This window comes from Algoriphagus sp. 10J20-15, from assembly GCF_055809615.1.
Genome location: NZ_JBVVUG010000035.1, coordinates 263,180 through 278,874 on the forward strand (window position 1 = coordinate 263,180; position 15,695 = coordinate 278,874).

Here is a 15,695-nt window from a genome sequence, read left to right on the forward strand (position 1 = left end):
TTTTCAATTATCAAATTTTACAATATTTCAATTCAATCCAGAATCCTGCTCCAATTCACTGCAGTCTTCTTCTGTTGCTTAATCTGTCTAAGAATCGGAGCATTTTCTGGGTGAGTCAATTCTGGGTCATTTACCAATAATTGCTGGGCTGCATCCCTCGCCAAAGTCAGAATCGGAGCATCTTTACTTAGATCAGCAATCAGCAAATCTGTGATTCCACTTTGCTGCGTTCCCATCAGATCTCCCGGTCCGCGTAATCGCAAATCCACATCAGCGATCTCAAACCCATGATTGGTACGAACCATTGTTTCCAATCGCACCCGGGAATCCTTAGAAAGCTCATACTTGCTCATCAGGATGCAATAACTCTGCTCAGCACCTCTTCCCACTCTTCCGCGCAACTGATGCAATTGAGAGAGCCCAAAACGCTCCGCATTCTCTATGATCATCACCGAAGCATTGGGCACATTCACTCCCACCTCAATTACCGTAGTCGCCACCATGATCTTCGTTTCACCTTTCACGAATCGTTGCATCTCGTAGTCCCTTCGCATCCGCCTTCATACTTCCGTTCACGATGCTAATTGGATAATTGGGGAAATGCACGGGAGATACTTTCAAAGCCATCCATGACATTTTTCAAATCCATCTTTTCGGACTCTTCGATCAGCGGGTAAACGATATAAACTTGCCTTCCTTTTTTGATTTCTTGATTAATAAAACCAAAGACCTTCAAGCGATCCTTATCATAGCGATGCACTGTTTGAATCGGCTTTCTTCCTGCAGGCATTTCATCGATCACTGACACATCAAGATCTCCATATAGCGTCATCGCTAGCGTCCGTGAATGGCGGTTTCGCTGTCATGACTAACACATGAGGAATGAATTCTTCATTCTTAGCCCAAAGCTTAGCTCGTTGCGCTACACCAAAACGATGCTGCTCGTCGACTATTGCCAAAGCCAGATTTTGAGATGGACGGTGTTTCTTCTAAAAGTGCATGTGTACCGATCAGGATTTTCAGTTCTCCTGAAAGCAGTTCCTCGTGAATGATTTTTCGGGCAGATTTTTTAGTCGAGCCCGTGAGCAAAGCAATTTTCAGCCCCATCATATCTGCGAATTCCTTCAAACCGGCATAATGCTGTGTCGCCAGAATCTCCCATGGGGGGACCATCAGCGGCTCTTCTGCGCCCCAGAACTGATCGCTATCAATGCGCAAATAAACGCAACCATCGTTTTACCGCTTCCCACATCTCCTTGGATCAGGCGATTCATCTGCTTGCCTGACTTCATGTCGCCAGAAGACTTCACGAATTACCCGTTTCTGGGCATTGGTGAGCTCGAAAGGAATGTGATTGGTGTAAAACTCCGTGAGCAACTCCGTGTTGTTCAGTATCTGTCCACGAAACTTTCTCAGTCGGGGCTACCTTCAGCATTAAAAGTCGAAGTTGCAAATGGGAAATAACTCCTCGAATTTTAATCGCTTTCTTGCTCGTTGTAGCAGGTTTGGATCAGTAGGAAAATGAATCTGCCGAATAGCCTCCTTTTTACCAATAAGTTGATATTGCTGCAAAATCTCCCCAGAAATCGTCTCCTGAATATGTGGAAAGCAAACCTGTACCAACTGCTCCATGATTTTGGAAATCCCTTTGGAATCCAAAAATCTGGCTCTTAGCTTTTCTGTGGTAGAGTAAACAGGCTGGAAGTTATTTCTTTTTTCGTTAGCTGAGGTAAGTGGCTCCATCTCTGGATGTGCTATACTCCACTTTCTTCCAAACTGTGCCGGTTTACCCAAAAAAACATAAGCTGCGCCTGGTACAATATTCTTTTGAACCCATGCAATCCCTTTGAACCAGGCGATTTCCATTTCCCCAGTTTCATCCGCCACATGCGCCACAAGTCGCTTTTTATTACCCATTCCTACGAGCTCAAGGTTTCGGATTTTGGCGATCACCTGCACAGATTCCATCTCAGAATGCAACTCCCGAATCTTGAAAAACTTCGTCCTGTCCTCGTAGCGAAAAGGATAATCGCTGCAGCAATTCCCCGAAGGTGAAAATATTCAACTCCTTGTTGATCAGAGCTGCACGCTGCGGGCCAACTCCTTTGAGAAATTCTATCTTGGTGTCAAAAAATCCGGACAAGGAAAATTGATTTTTGGGTTAGGACAAATTAAACCCACTCAGTCCAATTGCCAATAAAAAATGACCGGAATTGTCAGAATACAATTTTAGGATTGTGTGACAGCCTTCCAGATTTTCTCTATTTCAACCTTATTTTCCTGAAGACTTTGCAGCAAAAGCATTTGGTTTTTTGCCCGGTGAAAATTCTGTTCAGGATATTCCACTTTATAATATACGTTACCTTGGAGGTGGTCAGTGAAAAAGCGAAGGCCCATAATGCATATCATTACTTCCCCTGCCAGAAGCAAGGATTTAGCTTCCTCTTCGGTAGCCAAAGTTTTAATTCCTTCCCAGTAGCCTTTGAGCAATTGTTCGAAGACAGGGATTTCCACTTTGATCTCCTCCCAACTCTGACTGGTCTCAGATACGGAGCAAGCCACAGTTCGTACCAAATCCCCAAAATCATACATCAAGAATCCGCTCATCAAGGTATCCAAATCGACTACAGCTTCCACTTTTTGAAGATCATGTGAAAAAATCAGATTGTTGATTTTTGTATCGTTGTGGGTTAGTCGATTTGGAAGAAATAGCCTGGAATTCCAGATAGGCCGAAATCAAATCCTTCTGATTCAAATAGAAATCCAAAATTGCCTGATCCTCTTTTGAAAGCGCAGCTTTCCCTGCAGCGACTTCCTGCAGCTTTGCAAAGCGCAGATCCAAGCGATGGAAATTTGGGATGCATTCCTGCAGCTGGGTAGTATCTATTTCCTTTCCCCATTCCGCAAATACTCCATAAGCCTTTGCAGGCAGGTAGGCCTGATCTAGCTCTGAGATTTCTTGGATAGTCTGCCCTGAAACGAATTCAAACAGTCGGAAAAGACGGCCGTGCACCGTTGTGATTAACTTATTATTTGAGTTTAGGATAGGCAGAGGCAACTGAAATGGCAGAAAAGTATCATTCCCCTGAGATTTAACTAATCTTTTATTGTGAGAGATGCTCAGGATATTGGAACACCCCGTTGTTAAATTCCTGCAAAATGAATTTCGCATCTCCGGTCTCAATCAAATAAGTACCATGAATCAAACCTGCACCAAATGCCTGAAATTCAAAATTCTCAAAAGAGTTAAAAGTATAATGTGCCAGAATACCGAGCGATGTCTTCGCTTAATCATGGCCCAAAGCTATAGTATCGTATCCAATTCAGAATTATCAGAAAGAGAAAGATGCTCTCCAAAAGTGAGATTATACCCATCTATACCTCATTGTTGACAAAAATGGATTTTCTTACTAAAAGTAAAAGCACATTTTATATTGCAGAAGAGCCGACTTGCCAAAATTCTGTGTAATCTTCGGTAAAGTCTTTTCCTGTTTGATAGAAAATAAATACATTTAGCAAAATTTATCATTTAAGTAGAAAGTTATTTTCGAAAAAATTTGAAGAACTCCTTAATCCAATATACTATGAATGTTACCGCCATAGACTTGGTCGATCATTGCTGCTTTCTTTGTCATTTCCCTCCTAATAGGGCTTTACACGTCGGGAAAGGCAGGGTCTTCTGCCAAAGAATTTTTTACTATCGGGGAGAAACATGCCATGGTGGTTGCTGGGCGTATCAATGGTAGCAACTACTTTCTCAGCAGATACACCAAATTTGGTGACTGACATCGTGAGAAAAAACGGTGTTGCCGGTAACTGGGCAGTAGGTGGGCATTCTTACTTACTGGCATGCTGACAGTATTTGTCTATGCCAAACTGTGGAGACGATCTGAAGTGACTACTGACTTAGAGTTTTACGAATTACGCTATTCGGGCAAAGGAGCAGCTTTCTTGAGAGCATTCCGAGCAATCTATCTTGGCGTTTTCTTCAATGTGGTAATCATGGCAACCGTTTCACTTGCCGCGATTAAAATAGGCGGAGTAATGCTTGGACTTACCCCTATTCAAACTTTGTTGATTGCATCTATTGTAACCGTAGTATATAGCTCTCTTGGTGGTTTAAAGGGCGTATTGCTCACAGATTTCTTCCAGTTTTTTATCGCAATGATAGGCTCGTTCGGAGCAGCATATTTTATCATTGACCTTCCGGAGATTGGTAGTTTGAACAATCTGTTAACCCACGAAAATGTAGCTGGTAAACTTGATTTCCTTCCTGATTTCTCTAATCCGAATGCATACATCCCACTTTTCTTGATGCCAATCGCTATCCAATGGTGGGCAACATGGTATCCAGGCGCTGAGCCTGGAGGAGGAGGATACATCGCTCAGCGTATGCTTTCTGCCAAAGATGAAAAAAATGCAATAGGTGCTACGTTGTTTTTCAATATCGCCCACTACGCCATGCGACCATGGCCGTGGATTCTGATTGCACTAGCATCCTTGATTATATTCCCAAATATCTCAGATCTACAAACAGCTTTTCCAAATATCCCAGCAGATAAATTGGGAGATGATTTAGCTTATTCGGCTATGTTGACTTACCTGCCAACAGGTCTAATAGGTATTGTTCTAGCATCCTTAATTGCTGCAGTGATGTCTACCCTTTCGACGCATTTGAACTGGGGATCTTCGTACATCGTCAATGATTTCTACCTGAGATTTATGAAGCCAGAAGCATCCGACAAAGAGTTGGTGGCTGTAGGTAGAATCTCCACTGTTGTGCTCATGATGCTGTCAGCAATACTAGCTTTAGCCCTTTCCAGTGCTTTAGACGCATTCAACATATTACTTCAAATTGGCGCAGGAACTGGTCTGATTTTTATTCTGAGATGGTTCTGGTGGAGAATTAACGCTTATACCGAGATCTCCGCCATGGCGATTTCCTTTGTAGTAGCGATCTTCTTTGAGGTTATCAACCCAAAAGCAAACTGGATCATGATCCCTGAAAATCAAGCTTACCTGAAGCTAATCTATAGTGTAAGTATTACCACTATTGGATGGTTGATCGTAACGTTCATGACTGCTCCAGAGAAGGATGAAGTACTACTTTCCTTTTATAGAAAAGTCACTCCAGCTGCATTTGGCTGGAAAAAAGTATTGGATAGATATCCTGCTGAGAAGCAAGTTATCGGACAACTACCAAAAGAAATCGGACTAATGATGATTGGTTCCGTGATGGTTTATGCAGCCTTATTTTCCACTGGTTTCTTTATTTACGGCAATTTGCTGGGAGGATTTATCGCCGGAGCAATTGCTCTAGCTGGTGGTGTCATTATCACATCAGATCCTGGAAAAAATTGAGTTAATCCACAAATTTTACTGAATTCACCCATCAGAGTCAGGGCCATGTCCTCCTCTGATGAATTCTATTACCGGAGCAAGAGAATCATTTTTCATAGCCGTATTAAAGTACAGGGCACCTCTCAAAAAATTCTGCGTCAGAGATCAGTTACAAAAAACTGAAAGTGCGTAGGCACCTCTCCAGTGAGCTCAGCAACTACTCCTGTATACCCCTCAGGCGTTAAAAGTACTGCTTCCTCTATTCCATAAGCCTTCACTTGATGCTGTGCTGTCAGTCGAAAGGCATCGTTGGATAATTTTTTAAAATTAACCTTGTCTCCATCTATTCGCTTATAAGTTAAGTGCACCTTTGCCCCAAACTCCTCATAATTTAAATTGACCCAATCTTCTTCAGCCAAATTGAAAGTATCTGCTTCCACCTTCGAATAAATGGAATAATCAATTTGATACGGATACCCTGTAGTTAGCCTTTCAAATGAATGGTCAGGCAAATCAATTCGATTATAGCCCGGCGGTTTGGGTAGGTAAAGTTTGCTCACAGAGCAACAGTACCTACTAATATCAAAACTAGCCCTAGATATTTCCTCATGCTTAAAGAATTAGAGAAAGTGTTTGATTTGGCTGGGGAATAAATGAAATTTAACCAAACAACCAATCCCAATTCAAATGGAAAAATCAATAAAAACCATCTCGAGGCAGTTTGATACTTGCCATTTTTCTGTTGGTTGCCTGAGCAGCCACAGCGCAAACGACAAAGGACGAGTTTATGAGCAAATGGCAAAATAGTAAGCAATTCACTATTGATGTGCTTAACAAAATGCCTGACTCTGGCATGGATTACAAAACTGATCCAGAGGCTATGTCTTTCAAAGAGCAAATCCATCACATTGGAAATGCAATCGTAGGAATCTCTCAGGGCTTCCTAAAAGGAGGCGATCCTGGACTTCAACAATCGATCTAGCTACTGCTTCAAAGGCTGATTTGGCCGCTTACGTTGCAAAATGCTATGACTACGGCACTACTACAATGAATGCGCTTTCTGATGCAGATGCGGCTGAGTCCATTGAAGTATTTGGCAACAAGGTAACTAGACGCCAAGTAATGGCTTTGCTGATGGATCATAGCACTCACCATAGAGGATCTGCGATTGCTTACTTAAGGGTACAGGGAGCAGAGCCTCCAGCTTTTGTGGGTTTCTAGAAACAAGTTAGATGCATAAAAAAGCGGCTATGATTAATTTCATAGCCGCTTTTACATTTATAAGTAGATTATCCTCTTACCCAAGCTACTTTTTCTTCGAGGGAATCTCGTTTGCCCTCTGGCCAATTATCCGTAGCTGGCTTAGCTAGGTAGAAAAAGCCCATAAGCGTGTCTTCACCTTCGAGTCCGTAATCTTCTCTTGCTTCCTGCCAGAAAGTAGGCCCACCAGTCCCCCAATAAGCCGCCAAACCATGAGCCGAAGCTGTTAAATACATATTCTGAACAGCCATAGAAACTGCAGCAATCTCTTCCATCAGTGGAATTCCTGCTGATCTTTTCAAAATTATAGCAATCATGTGTGAAGCTTTCAATGGCTGCTGTTTGAACTTTTCATAAGTTCCTTCCAAAAATGGCGTACCGTTCTTCTCAGCTCGCATTTTGTACATATCGGCTTGATAATCCGCAAACTTCTTTAGCCTCACCTGTGTACACTATAAATCTCCATGGTTGAGTTAATTTAGGAGTCAGGAGCCCAACGCGCATTTTTCAGGATTTCTTCGATGATGCTATCATCTATTGGATGATTTTCTTTGAACTGTGCCGCAAACATGGATCTACGTCCTCGGATGATTTTATTTACTTCTTCGATGTTGAAATCGGCTTTTGCATGTATTTTTTACTTTTTTATGAGTATTCGTATTTCTAAGTGCAAAGAAAGGAAATTGGTTCTGCGTACAGAAAATTTGTTTTGATAAAAACTTAGGCTAGAGTTCACCTTTTCAAATCTGTTGTTCAATTCCCGGATTCGAACTTTTCAATAGCGTACCGCAAAGCCGTTGGTGGCATCGTCTTGTAATACTTTCTCAAAAACTCCATTTCGACTTCAAAATCAACATTTCCTACTTCCCGAAGCATCCAGCCAACAGCTTTATGGATCAAATCATGCTCATGATGGAGGAGTTTCTCGGCCAGTGCTAACACATCTTCAAAATGCCTCTCTCTTGCATCCAATAATAACAGCTTATCATTGCTACTCTTTGCTTCCAAAGATGGCCTGAATCAGCTAATTCGTAGAAAAGAGACTTATCTTTACTTAAATAGTAATGACCTAAAATATGATGGCAAGAGCTGTCGACCAAGTCCCCAATTGTTCACATAATCAAGTTTGCTCAAATAAAATTCAACCAACTGTTTCTGCTCGGAATTTGTCTTTAATTTTTGATATCGATATACCAAAATGTATATAGCCGTCAACCTGACCTCGTGATATTTATTTTGCAAGAGCACAGTTATTTCCTCAAAACTGATTTCTTTGAAGACCGCCTTAGCCACTTTACGCTGTTCGGGCACAATTACTCCAAGAAACTGATCTCCCTCGCCGTATCCTCCTGGCTTTGATTTGAAAAATCTAGGAAAGAATGCGGCTTTTACGGGATTTGCTTTGTCAGAAAGAGCTGCAATTACTTGCGCTGTTAATTCACTCATTGTTAAAAATAGAAAACCTTATGCTTTTCTAAAAGTCATCTCCACCATCACCGCCTTCTCTGCGGCTTTCATTTTGACCTGGTTTTTCTTTAAAACCACCGAATCTATAAGTAAAAGCCAAGGTACCCACTCGAGTTTCCCGCTGAAAAACACGCTTCTCATCAAAACGGGGGTTATTAGTAGTAATCCTAAAATTCCGAGTATTGAAAATATCGCTAACATTAGCAGAAATCGTCGCTTTGCCATCAAAAATATCTTTTCGCAAACCAACATTCAAACTATACTGAGGTTCTATTTGCCCTTGAGGTAATACAATCGGACCACGGTAATTTCCTTGAAACTGTACATTAAACCAATTTGGGATCAACCAGTTGGCAAGCAGGTTTAAAGTCCAACTGAAATTTTCATTACTGAAACTTTCCTCAATATTCTCCGCGTTGATTCGAGAATAAAATAAATTCCCCGTCAAGGTAGCATCCAGATTATTGGATACCTGAATCTGATTGATCAACTCAAAACCCGTACTGGACCTGGTATCTGCATTTTGCCGACTTTGTATTGCCACATTATCGTCGGTCAAAATGGTAATCCTAGTTTCTACATCAGTGCTGTAGCGATGGTAAACGGTGGCGTTAAGGAGATATTTTTCCCAACCCTTCATATAGCCAACTTCATAGCTGTCGGTAAATTCCGGCTGCAAGTAAGGATTACCTATGCTAAAGTTATACTGATCCCTCACTCTGTAAATAGGTGCCAAATCCCAAATGCTCGGCCGGGAGATTCTCCGGGTATAGTTCAAAGTCAATTCATTTTCTGGAGCTATTGTGTAGCTAAAAAATGCACTAGGAAATACATTGAAATAATTATTTGGAATGCTTTCATTATTTCTCACTGTTTCTCCTTGGGTCTCGGTGTATTCCCCTCTCAGACCTAGCTGATAACCAAATTTCCCCTTGGTATTTCTGTCAGGTGAAATATCCAGCGTATACATACTCATCAAAATCAAAGGTATCCGACAACGTATCTACCACAACTGGATCAAAATCTGTAAACTGATCGCCTTGGGCAAATTCCTGACTCCATTGCCAATTGCCCAATGTAGCTTTTAGCCCTGTTTCTATGGAAGCTCCATTTTGAAAAGGCTTCTCATAATCCAATTGCGCCACATAGAGATTACTGGTTCTAGGTCTATCATTTGTCTGAATCAGCCTCTTAACCGGGTCAGAATTGCCGTCAGCATCAAAATATTCTTGATTGGAGTAGTCAGTTTGTGAGCGGTTGTCGTAAGAGTATGAAAACGAGGTATAGAGCTTTTGACCAAGGCTATCAAAATTTAAAGTATAATTAATCCCCCCTTCGTAATTTCCGCTGGAGCTCCATTCATTGTTTTGCCGAACAAAACTCGAATCTACTGAGCCAGTCTGACTGATATTGAGTTGGGTTACATCTGAATACTCAACTTCATCATCGAAATTGCCCTGAAAATAAACTCCTAACAATCCTCTTTCTGAAACATTGTAATCTACACCAGCCCGTATCAGATGCGTCTTTTCCAATTCATATCCATCCTGATCTTGCTCCAAACTTGGAGAAAATCCCTCTAGGTAATTTGTTCGTGAACCCTCTCCAGTTTCTATCTGACGGCGATCTTGCCAGTTATATGAAGCATAGAAATTAGCCTTCTCTGTCCCATAATTCAGATTAACACCGGCTTGATATTTTTCTCTTGTGCCGATGGAAGCATTCAACTGTCCATTAAACCCTGTCTTTTCGTTCTTTTTCAACACGATATTTATAATCCCGCCAACACCAGTAGCATCGTACCGAGAGGATGGGTTGGTTATTAGTTCTACCGATTTTATACTATTTGCAGGAAATCTGTGACAAAATACTTTCGGTATCATCACCGGAAAGATTGGACGGGCGTCCGTTGATGTAAATCAATATATTTCCGCTTCCTCGCATGGTGATACCACCTTCATCATCTACTTGAATCGAGGGGAGTGTACTCAGCAGCTGTGACGCAGTTTGACCCTCTGCCACGATACTGTTTTCCACATTATAGGTTCGTTTATCTATGTCAGATTCAAACATGGAGGTCACACCTTCTACCACCACTTCATCGAGATTTTGAGCATCTTCTTCCAGCGTGATCGTTCCCAAGTTTACTGAGTTTTTGTTTTCACTAAGAGTGATTTTCTCATAGAACTCCAAGTAACCAATAAAACCCACCCTCAAAATATACTCTCCTGCAGGGCTTGTAAAATCAAAGCTTCCATCAAGCTCACTCATTCCTCCTGTGACAAGTGCGGAATCATTGGGGGAAAGTCAAAGCAACATTTGCAAACTCCAAGGCAGATTCACGTTTGCCATCCATAACTTTTCCTTTGATGCGGATTTCCTGAGCGAATACACTAGAGGAGGCTACTGAAATAAAAAGAATAACTAACGGTGAATATTTAGTCATAAGAATAGATAGAAAATAGAAGTTAAAATTTGCAAATTTAGAGGCTGATTTTTAAAACCTTTAAGGTCAATATCTTACAATTGAACACACATGTATTAACTTCTAAAAAGCACTAAGGTTTTACTTTTTAAGACAAAACATGTTATATGGAAAAATGTCTGTATAATGAGAAAATTATCAGTTCAAACGGTAAGGATTTTCTCATGCGTTAGGATTTTTTTATTCCCTTGGATATTATTGACCAGCTAGTGAATCATTTACCTATCTTTAAAAATGATTAGATTGTTTTTCTTAATGAGCTGTGTGCTAGCCTGTATACTAATTAGCACTCGCTCTATAGCCCAAGCTACTCAAGACACCATTCAGCAAACAGACCTCTCACATTTAGCAACTTTATTTGAAGCTACCGAACCCGGAGATTCCTTAGCCGGTGTCTATCTAAAGAAGCTAATCATTCAAAGTGAGAAACTAGGTAAGTTTGACCTGATGGCAGATTATGTGCTTAAGATGGTAGATCATTCTTCACCTTCAGTTCAGGATCCTCAACTGAAGGAATGCTGAAAAAGGCCATTACCCATGAAAACGAGCTAAGTAAATCCGAAGATAAAGGAAACCTCCACCTAAAATTAGCCGGCGAATATTTTGGATACGAGCAATTTGACTCTGCGATTGTGGAATATGGACATGCCATAGATAGATTTACTGAAGAGGATTCCATTTTTATCGCAGACTCTTATTTTTTTAGAGGTCAAGCGAGGGATTACAAGGGGGAGCTACTTCGTAGTATGCAAGATTATCAGCAGGCGAGAGATATTTATTCCAAACTTGGAGATAAAGAATATGTAAACTATGTAGATGGAGGCATGGCTATTCTTTTTAGCAAATTTTCGATTTTTAATGAAGCTGAAAAAATCAGAACCGCTTTGATCTCAACGTATCAAGAAGAAAGCATTTTTAATGTAGCGATCCAGATATACAATCAAGCCGAAGATTATGGAAAACAGGGGAAATTAAAAGATCAAGAAACCTATCTCCTCCGAGCAGATTCCTTGACACCGTTTGATCCGCGGGATTTCTACACTGAAAGTATAATCAAACTTTCCCTTAGCAATTTCTATGGAGAGCAAGGAAATTTGGTAAAGCAAAAAGAATTCTTTTCCCAAGCCCAAGATATGGTATCCCAAGTTCCTGAACTAGCGACTACAAACCCTGTTTACCTCAATGCAAAAGCGCTGTTAGAATATTCTCAGGGTAATTTTCTAACCGCAAATCAACTAGCCAATGTCTCTTTAGATGCAGCCAGAGAATCAAAAAACATGGATCATTTGATAAAAGCCTACAAGCTTGGGTGATACTTACAATGAATTGGGCCAATCAGAGAAAAATTATTTGAAATCAGGCAAAAATTAACGCATTACACCGATTCAATTTTCGCTTTACAATCAAGCCACTACTTTCTCCTATTTCCAAACGCTTTATCAAAGAACAGAGGAGGAAGGGAAAAAGAAATTCTAACAAAAACTCAAGAGATAGAATCTATCAGCCGGAAAAATCAGGCCAGACTAAGGCTGATTAAGAGTGTATGGTTTTTATACTGATCATAGCAGGGGTAGTCATTTTTCTGTGGAAAAATTTGCAGCACGAGAAGAAAAAGAAAGAAATGCAATCAAGATTTTTCCAGGAGCTACTCAAGAATCAAGAAGCCGAACGGGTTCGTATATCAAAGGATCTTCACGATGGCTTAGGCCAAAGCCTACTTTTGATAAAAAACAAAGTTGCGCTGTCAAAAGACAATACAACAGGTGAGCTGCTGGATACGAGCGATGAGCGAATTAAGATCGAATACGCCAGGTCTCTACACCCTATGCAATTAGAAAAGCTTGGACTAAGCAAAGCAGCCGAACATTTACTTGATCAGATCGATAATGAAACCGACATCTTTGTATCTTCTGAAATTGAAGAGTTGAAGGGTGTCCTGCACAAAGATGAGGAACTTCGAACTGTATAAGAATCTTTGCAAGAATCGATTAATAATGTCCTGAAGCACTCTCAAGCAAGTGCATTGCGCGTATTACTTAATGAATTTGAAAACAGAGTAGAGTTGAAAATTGAAGACAATGGAAAAGGTTTTGATTTTTCTGAGAAATTCAATGATTTTCAAAGTCTTGGACTAAAAACCCTTAAAGAACGTATCGCTGCGCTAAATGGAAGTATGAAAATCAACAGTGAGAAGGGGAGTCGGAACCAGCTTAAGTTTTATTGTTTATGTCTAATCAAAAACCCACCGTCGTTATCGCAGATGATCACCCGATCTTATTAAAAGGATTGCAGGAATTTCTGGGTGAATTTGGATTGGATGTTGTTGGGATAGCAAAAGATGGACAAGCAGCATTTGACTTGATTATGAAAATGAAGCCACGACTTGCCATTATAGACATGGAAATGCCCTTTAAAACTGGGCTTGAAATTGCTTCGGATTGCAAAACATTAGGGATTGATACGAAAGTCATTTTACTCACCCTTCATAAGGAACTATATTCTTTATCATCAGGCAAAAGAGCTAAACCTATCGGCTTATATTTTGAAGGAATTTGCTTTAGAAGATCTCTCCAAAGCTATCTCTATCGTTTTGGAAGGAGGGCATTTTTTTAGCGAGAAAATTTTTGAAGGGATAAAAGAAAAACAAATTCGCCAGAGATGAGAATCCACTACAACTCCATCTGAAGTAAAGATACTAAGATTTAATCGCCGAAGGGATTTCTACCAAAGATATCGCTGACGAACTTTTTTATTTCTGAACGAACAGTTGAAAAGCACAGGAGCAATATGATTGCAAAGGCTTCAACTTGAAAAAAAGCACAATTCTTTGCTGATATGGGCTCAAAAGAATCGTGAAATTATTGACTAATAGCTTTTTGCTATAATCCAAATGAAAAAAAATACGTATTACCGCGTATTGAGCTACGCTGTTTTATTGGGTAAGTTTGGTTAAATAATTCTTCACAAAGATTTTTTTAAGATATGAAAATATCAAGCGTTTTAAGGGGATTTTAAAGTAATCCAAACCATAAAAAATCGTGATGAGCTACTCGTCTTAGGTTCCTGGAAAGACCTTGTACAGTCTTTCCGGACGAGCGGCAGAAACATTCTTGTCAATAGAAATGAATCACTTGGCATCTACCTATGCAAGCAAGAATGTGCAGACTTTATGAACAAAATAATTCAGGATATTGATTACCATGAATGGGAGGACTTTAAATTAGAAAAGCCCATTTTCAACAATCAATTCCAAGCGTAAAGGGTGATTTTTTCAACAATAAACTTTTAGGGCTGCGCGGATCATACGATCCACGGTTTTTTCAGCTTCTTTTTATCAAACTCCCCACTTGGCCGATTTGCTACTATGGCATTTAAGCTTAGCATTCGGTGGTTAAGTAGTTGCCCCATAGCATAGTAGCCAGCAGTCTCCATCTCGAAATTGGTCATTTTCAATCCATCTACTTTCAGATCGGCCAGTCGTTGGATCATATTCTCCATCTTTGGCTTAAGCCTAATTTCCCTGCCCTGTGGAGCATAAAAGCCCAGGTGCAGTGAGCGTGACACCACGATGAAATTCAGTGGGTAATTTTTGCACAAGCTCACTCGAAGCGGAAGCTTGATCAGGTACAAAAGCCAGATCGAGCGTCTGTTTCACTACTAATGCCCAATCTTGATTACCCTCAAGTTTTGGATAAAACTGCATCAATGTATCTAAACCTATTGCAATCTCAGATGCCAGCAGACTTCCAACTGGCAAATCTGCCTGCATGCTTCCAGAAGTACCTAAGCGGATAATTTCGAGACTGGTCTCCGTTGGCTTTACAGTATGTGTTTTCAGATCTACATTGACTAAAGAATCCAATTCAGTCATCAGAATCTCGACATTGTCAGTCCCCATACCCGTGCTCATCACAGTCACTCTTTTACCATTCAGTCTCCCGGTATGCGTCACAAATTCACGCTTACTCCCTTTGAAATCAATCTGATCGAAGTATTTGGACACAAGTGAAACCCGGTCGGGATCACCAACTGTAAAAACCAAAGGCAGGTTCTCTGGCTTCAAATGCAAATGATAAATGCTTCCATCAGCATTTAATATCAATTCGGATTCTGGAATTTGTCTGCTCACACTACAAGTTAAGCATTTGATTTTTCTTTGGCTTTACGGACAAGGCCTTTATATGGATTGTAACCATTGGTATTTTTTTGGTAATACCCAGTACCGTCATAGGCTCTTTTTTCCGGGTTTTCTTTGCATTCTGTAGAACAGGCGCCTTCCATTTCCCAGCCACATTCTTCACACATCGGGACGTGTGCATTACAAGTCTGATTGGCACAGTTTACCATTCGATCCGAAGGTGTGCCGCACACGTGGCATTTAGACACAACTTTGGGTGTTACCACCTTATTCACATCTACGGCTCTTCGATTGTCAAACACGTGAGGCTAAGTTGCCTTCAAAATCTTCGCCTCCAGCTTCCATTGCCGTATTTGATGATCCCTCCATGAAGTTGGTACACATCTTCAAAACCCTGCTCTAAAAGAAAAAGAAGAAGCTTTTTCGCACTTGATTCCTCCGGTGCAATGAGTCAATACTTTCTTGTTTTTCAGATGCTCCAGTTCTTTCACTTTCTCAGGGAAATCACGGAAGTTATCAATATCAAGGGTCAAGGCATTTTTAAAGCGTCCAAGCTCATGTTCGTAATTAGAACGTACATCCAAGATTACCACATCTTCCTGATCCTTCAATTTCTTGAATTCCTCCGGATCAAGATGCTTGCCTGTTCTCACATTAGGATCCAGATGTCTTAGAGCACTATGGACAATCTCAGGCTTGTAGCGCACATGAATTTTGGTAAATGCATGGGTATTATGAGAATCTATTTTGAACTCAGTTTTTGCGAAACGCGGATCAGCATGGATATAAGCCATGTATTTCTCACAGTCTTCTTCCAAGCCGGAAACTGTACCGTTCAACCCTTCATCAGAGATAATGATGCGGCCTCGAATGTTGTTTTCGATACAAAATAGGTGATGCTGCTCGCGGTATTCTTCAGGATTTTCAATCTTTGCGTAGCAGTAGTAAAGGAGAATTTGATAGTTTTTGTTTTCCATAACTGTAGCCCTGTTGCGGCAGGGTGTT

Annotated in this window: 20 protein-coding genes and 4 pseudogenes; 8 read left to right on the top strand and 16 right to left on the bottom strand. The window is 40.6% G+C overall.

Annotated elements, in window-relative coordinates; genetic code table 11:
* Positions 1-32 precede the first annotated feature (32 nt).
* The 3 genes and pseudogenes from recG to AC0L6R_RS15150 form a co-directional block, all read right to left on the bottom strand.
* Positions 33-2,143, bottom strand: a pseudogene (gene recG, locus AC0L6R_RS15140) (ATP-dependent DNA helicase RecG).
* Positions 2,144-2,229: 86 nt separating this feature from the next.
* Entirely contained in the window at positions 2,230-2,727 is a 498-nt protein-coding gene (locus AC0L6R_RS15145; protein ID WP_473271996.1) for a phosphotransferase, read from the bottom strand.
* Entirely contained in the window at positions 2,648-3,013 is a 366-nt protein-coding gene (locus AC0L6R_RS15150; RefSeq protein WP_473271942.1) for a hypothetical protein, read from the bottom strand. The genes AC0L6R_RS15145 and AC0L6R_RS15150 overlap by 80 nt, the downstream gene beginning before the upstream one ends.
* Before the next feature lie 571 nt (positions 3,014-3,584).
* Here AC0L6R_RS15150 and AC0L6R_RS15155 point away from each other — a divergent pair.
* Positions 3,585-5,366, top strand: a pseudogene (locus tag AC0L6R_RS15155) (sodium:solute symporter family protein).
* Between the two features lie 19 nt (positions 5,367-5,385).
* Here the strand turns inward: AC0L6R_RS15155 and gldD are convergent.
* A pseudogene (gene gldD / locus AC0L6R_RS15160) lies at positions 5,386-5,942 on the bottom strand (gliding motility lipoprotein GldD).
* Positions 5,943-6,127: 185 nt separating this feature from the next.
* Here gldD and AC0L6R_RS15165 point away from each other — a divergent pair.
* Both AC0L6R_RS15165 and AC0L6R_RS15170 read left to right on the top strand, forming a co-directional pair.
* Positions 6,128-6,322, top strand: coding sequence for a hypothetical protein (locus AC0L6R_RS15165; protein WP_473271943.1), 195 nt, complete (start codon positions 6,128-6,130; stop codon positions 6,320-6,322).
* A gap of 20 nt (positions 6,323-6,342) precedes the next feature.
* The gene (locus AC0L6R_RS15170; protein ID WP_473271944.1) at positions 6,343-6,561 is read left to right on the top strand and encodes a DinB family protein; all 219 of its coding nucleotides are present in this window, start codon (positions 6,343-6,345) and stop codon (positions 6,559-6,561) included.
* A 68-nt stretch (positions 6,562-6,629) separates the two neighbouring features.
* On the opposite strand, the pseudogene AC0L6R_RS15175 reads toward AC0L6R_RS15170, so the two are convergent.
* The 8 genes and pseudogenes from AC0L6R_RS15175 to AC0L6R_RS15210 form a co-directional block, all read right to left on the bottom strand.
* Positions 6,630-7,171 (bottom strand): annotated as a pseudogene (locus AC0L6R_RS15175) (nitroreductase family protein).
* A gap of 182 nt (positions 7,172-7,353) precedes the next feature.
* On the bottom strand, positions 7,354-7,572 hold the full coding sequence (locus AC0L6R_RS15180) for a DNA alkylation repair protein (RefSeq protein WP_473271945.1): 219 nt from the start codon (positions 7,570-7,572) through the stop codon (positions 7,354-7,356).
* Complete coding sequence (locus AC0L6R_RS15185; protein WP_473271946.1) at positions 7,536-7,700, bottom strand: DNA alkylation repair protein; 165 nt, start codon at positions 7,698-7,700, stop codon at positions 7,536-7,538. The genes AC0L6R_RS15180 and AC0L6R_RS15185 overlap by 37 nt, the downstream gene beginning before the upstream one ends.
* Positions 7,651-8,046 (bottom strand): DNA alkylation repair protein, encoded by a 396-nt coding sequence (locus AC0L6R_RS15190; RefSeq protein ID WP_473271947.1) that lies wholly within the window; start codon positions 8,044-8,046, stop codon positions 7,651-7,653. The genes AC0L6R_RS15185 and AC0L6R_RS15190 overlap by 50 nt, the downstream gene beginning before the upstream one ends.
* A gap of 28 nt (positions 8,047-8,074) precedes the next feature.
* Positions 8,075-9,037 (bottom strand): outer membrane beta-barrel family protein, encoded by a 963-nt coding sequence (locus AC0L6R_RS15195; protein WP_473271948.1) that lies wholly within the window; start codon positions 9,035-9,037, stop codon positions 8,075-8,077.
* A complete protein-coding gene (locus AC0L6R_RS15200; RefSeq protein WP_473271949.1) occupies positions 9,012-9,950 on the bottom strand; it encodes an outer membrane beta-barrel protein in 939 nt (312 codons plus the stop codon). Before AC0L6R_RS15200 ends, AC0L6R_RS15195 begins: the two co-directional genes overlap by 26 nt.
* The gene (locus AC0L6R_RS15205; RefSeq protein WP_473271950.1) at positions 9,910-10,338 is read right to left on the bottom strand and encodes a carboxypeptidase-like regulatory domain-containing protein; all 429 of its coding nucleotides are present in this window, start codon (positions 10,336-10,338) and stop codon (positions 9,910-9,912) included. The genes AC0L6R_RS15200 and AC0L6R_RS15205 overlap by 41 nt, the downstream gene beginning before the upstream one ends.
* A 22-nt stretch (positions 10,339-10,360) precedes the next feature.
* The gene (locus AC0L6R_RS15210) at positions 10,361-10,513 is read right to left on the bottom strand and encodes a hypothetical protein (protein WP_473271951.1); all 153 of its coding nucleotides are present in this window, start codon (positions 10,511-10,513) and stop codon (positions 10,361-10,363) included.
* A 294-nt stretch (positions 10,514-10,807) separates the two neighbouring features.
* Between AC0L6R_RS15210 and AC0L6R_RS15215 the strand changes: the two genes are divergently transcribed.
* The 5 genes from AC0L6R_RS15215 to AC0L6R_RS15235 all read left to right on the top strand — a co-directional run bounded on the left by AC0L6R_RS15215 (position 10,808) and on the right by AC0L6R_RS15235 (position 13,165).
* Positions 10,808-11,074, top strand: coding sequence for a hypothetical protein (locus tag AC0L6R_RS15215; protein WP_473271952.1), 267 nt, complete (start codon positions 10,808-10,810; stop codon positions 11,072-11,074).
* Positions 11,068-11,865, top strand: a complete 798-nt coding sequence (locus AC0L6R_RS15220) for a hypothetical protein (RefSeq protein WP_473271953.1) — start codon at positions 11,068-11,070, stop codon at positions 11,863-11,865. The genes AC0L6R_RS15215 and AC0L6R_RS15220 overlap by 7 nt, the downstream gene beginning before the upstream one ends.
* A gap of 308 nt (positions 11,866-12,173) precedes the next feature.
* Entirely contained in the window at positions 12,174-12,521 is a 348-nt protein-coding gene (locus tag AC0L6R_RS15225; protein WP_473271954.1) for a histidine kinase, read from the top strand.
* Positions 12,522-12,527: 6 nt separating this feature from the next.
* On the top strand, positions 12,528-12,833 hold the full coding sequence (locus AC0L6R_RS15230) for a sensor histidine kinase (protein ID WP_473271955.1): 306 nt from the start codon (positions 12,528-12,530) through the stop codon (positions 12,831-12,833).
* Entirely contained in the window at positions 12,779-13,165 is a 387-nt protein-coding gene (locus AC0L6R_RS15235) for a response regulator (RefSeq protein ID WP_473271956.1), read from the top strand. Before AC0L6R_RS15230 ends, AC0L6R_RS15235 begins: the two co-directional genes overlap by 55 nt.
* A 687-nt stretch (positions 13,166-13,852) precedes the next feature.
* On the opposite strand, the gene AC0L6R_RS15240 is transcribed toward AC0L6R_RS15235, so the two are convergent.
* The 4 genes from AC0L6R_RS15240 to trhO all read right to left on the bottom strand — a co-directional run bounded on the left by AC0L6R_RS15240 (position 13,853) and on the right by trhO (position 15,667).
* Positions 13,853-14,041 carry a hypothetical protein gene (locus AC0L6R_RS15240; protein WP_473271957.1) on the bottom strand — a complete coding sequence of 63 codons (189 nt, stop codon included), beginning with the start codon at positions 14,039-14,041 and terminating at the stop codon, positions 13,853-13,855.
* 22 nt (positions 14,042-14,063) lie between these two features.
* On the bottom strand, positions 14,064-14,681 hold the full coding sequence (locus tag AC0L6R_RS15245; RefSeq protein WP_473271958.1) for a phosphorylase family protein: 618 nt from the start codon (positions 14,679-14,681) through the stop codon (positions 14,064-14,066).
* 8 nt (positions 14,682-14,689) lie between these two features.
* Complete coding sequence (locus tag AC0L6R_RS15250) at positions 14,690-14,992, bottom strand: hypothetical protein (RefSeq protein WP_473271959.1); 303 nt, start codon at positions 14,990-14,992, stop codon at positions 14,690-14,692.
* Between the two features lie 84 nt (positions 14,993-15,076).
* Positions 15,077-15,667, bottom strand: a complete 591-nt coding sequence (gene trhO, locus AC0L6R_RS15255) for an oxygen-dependent tRNA uridine(34) hydroxylase TrhO (RefSeq protein WP_473271960.1) — start codon at positions 15,665-15,667, stop codon at positions 15,077-15,079.
* Positions 15,668-15,695 lie beyond the last annotated feature (28 nt).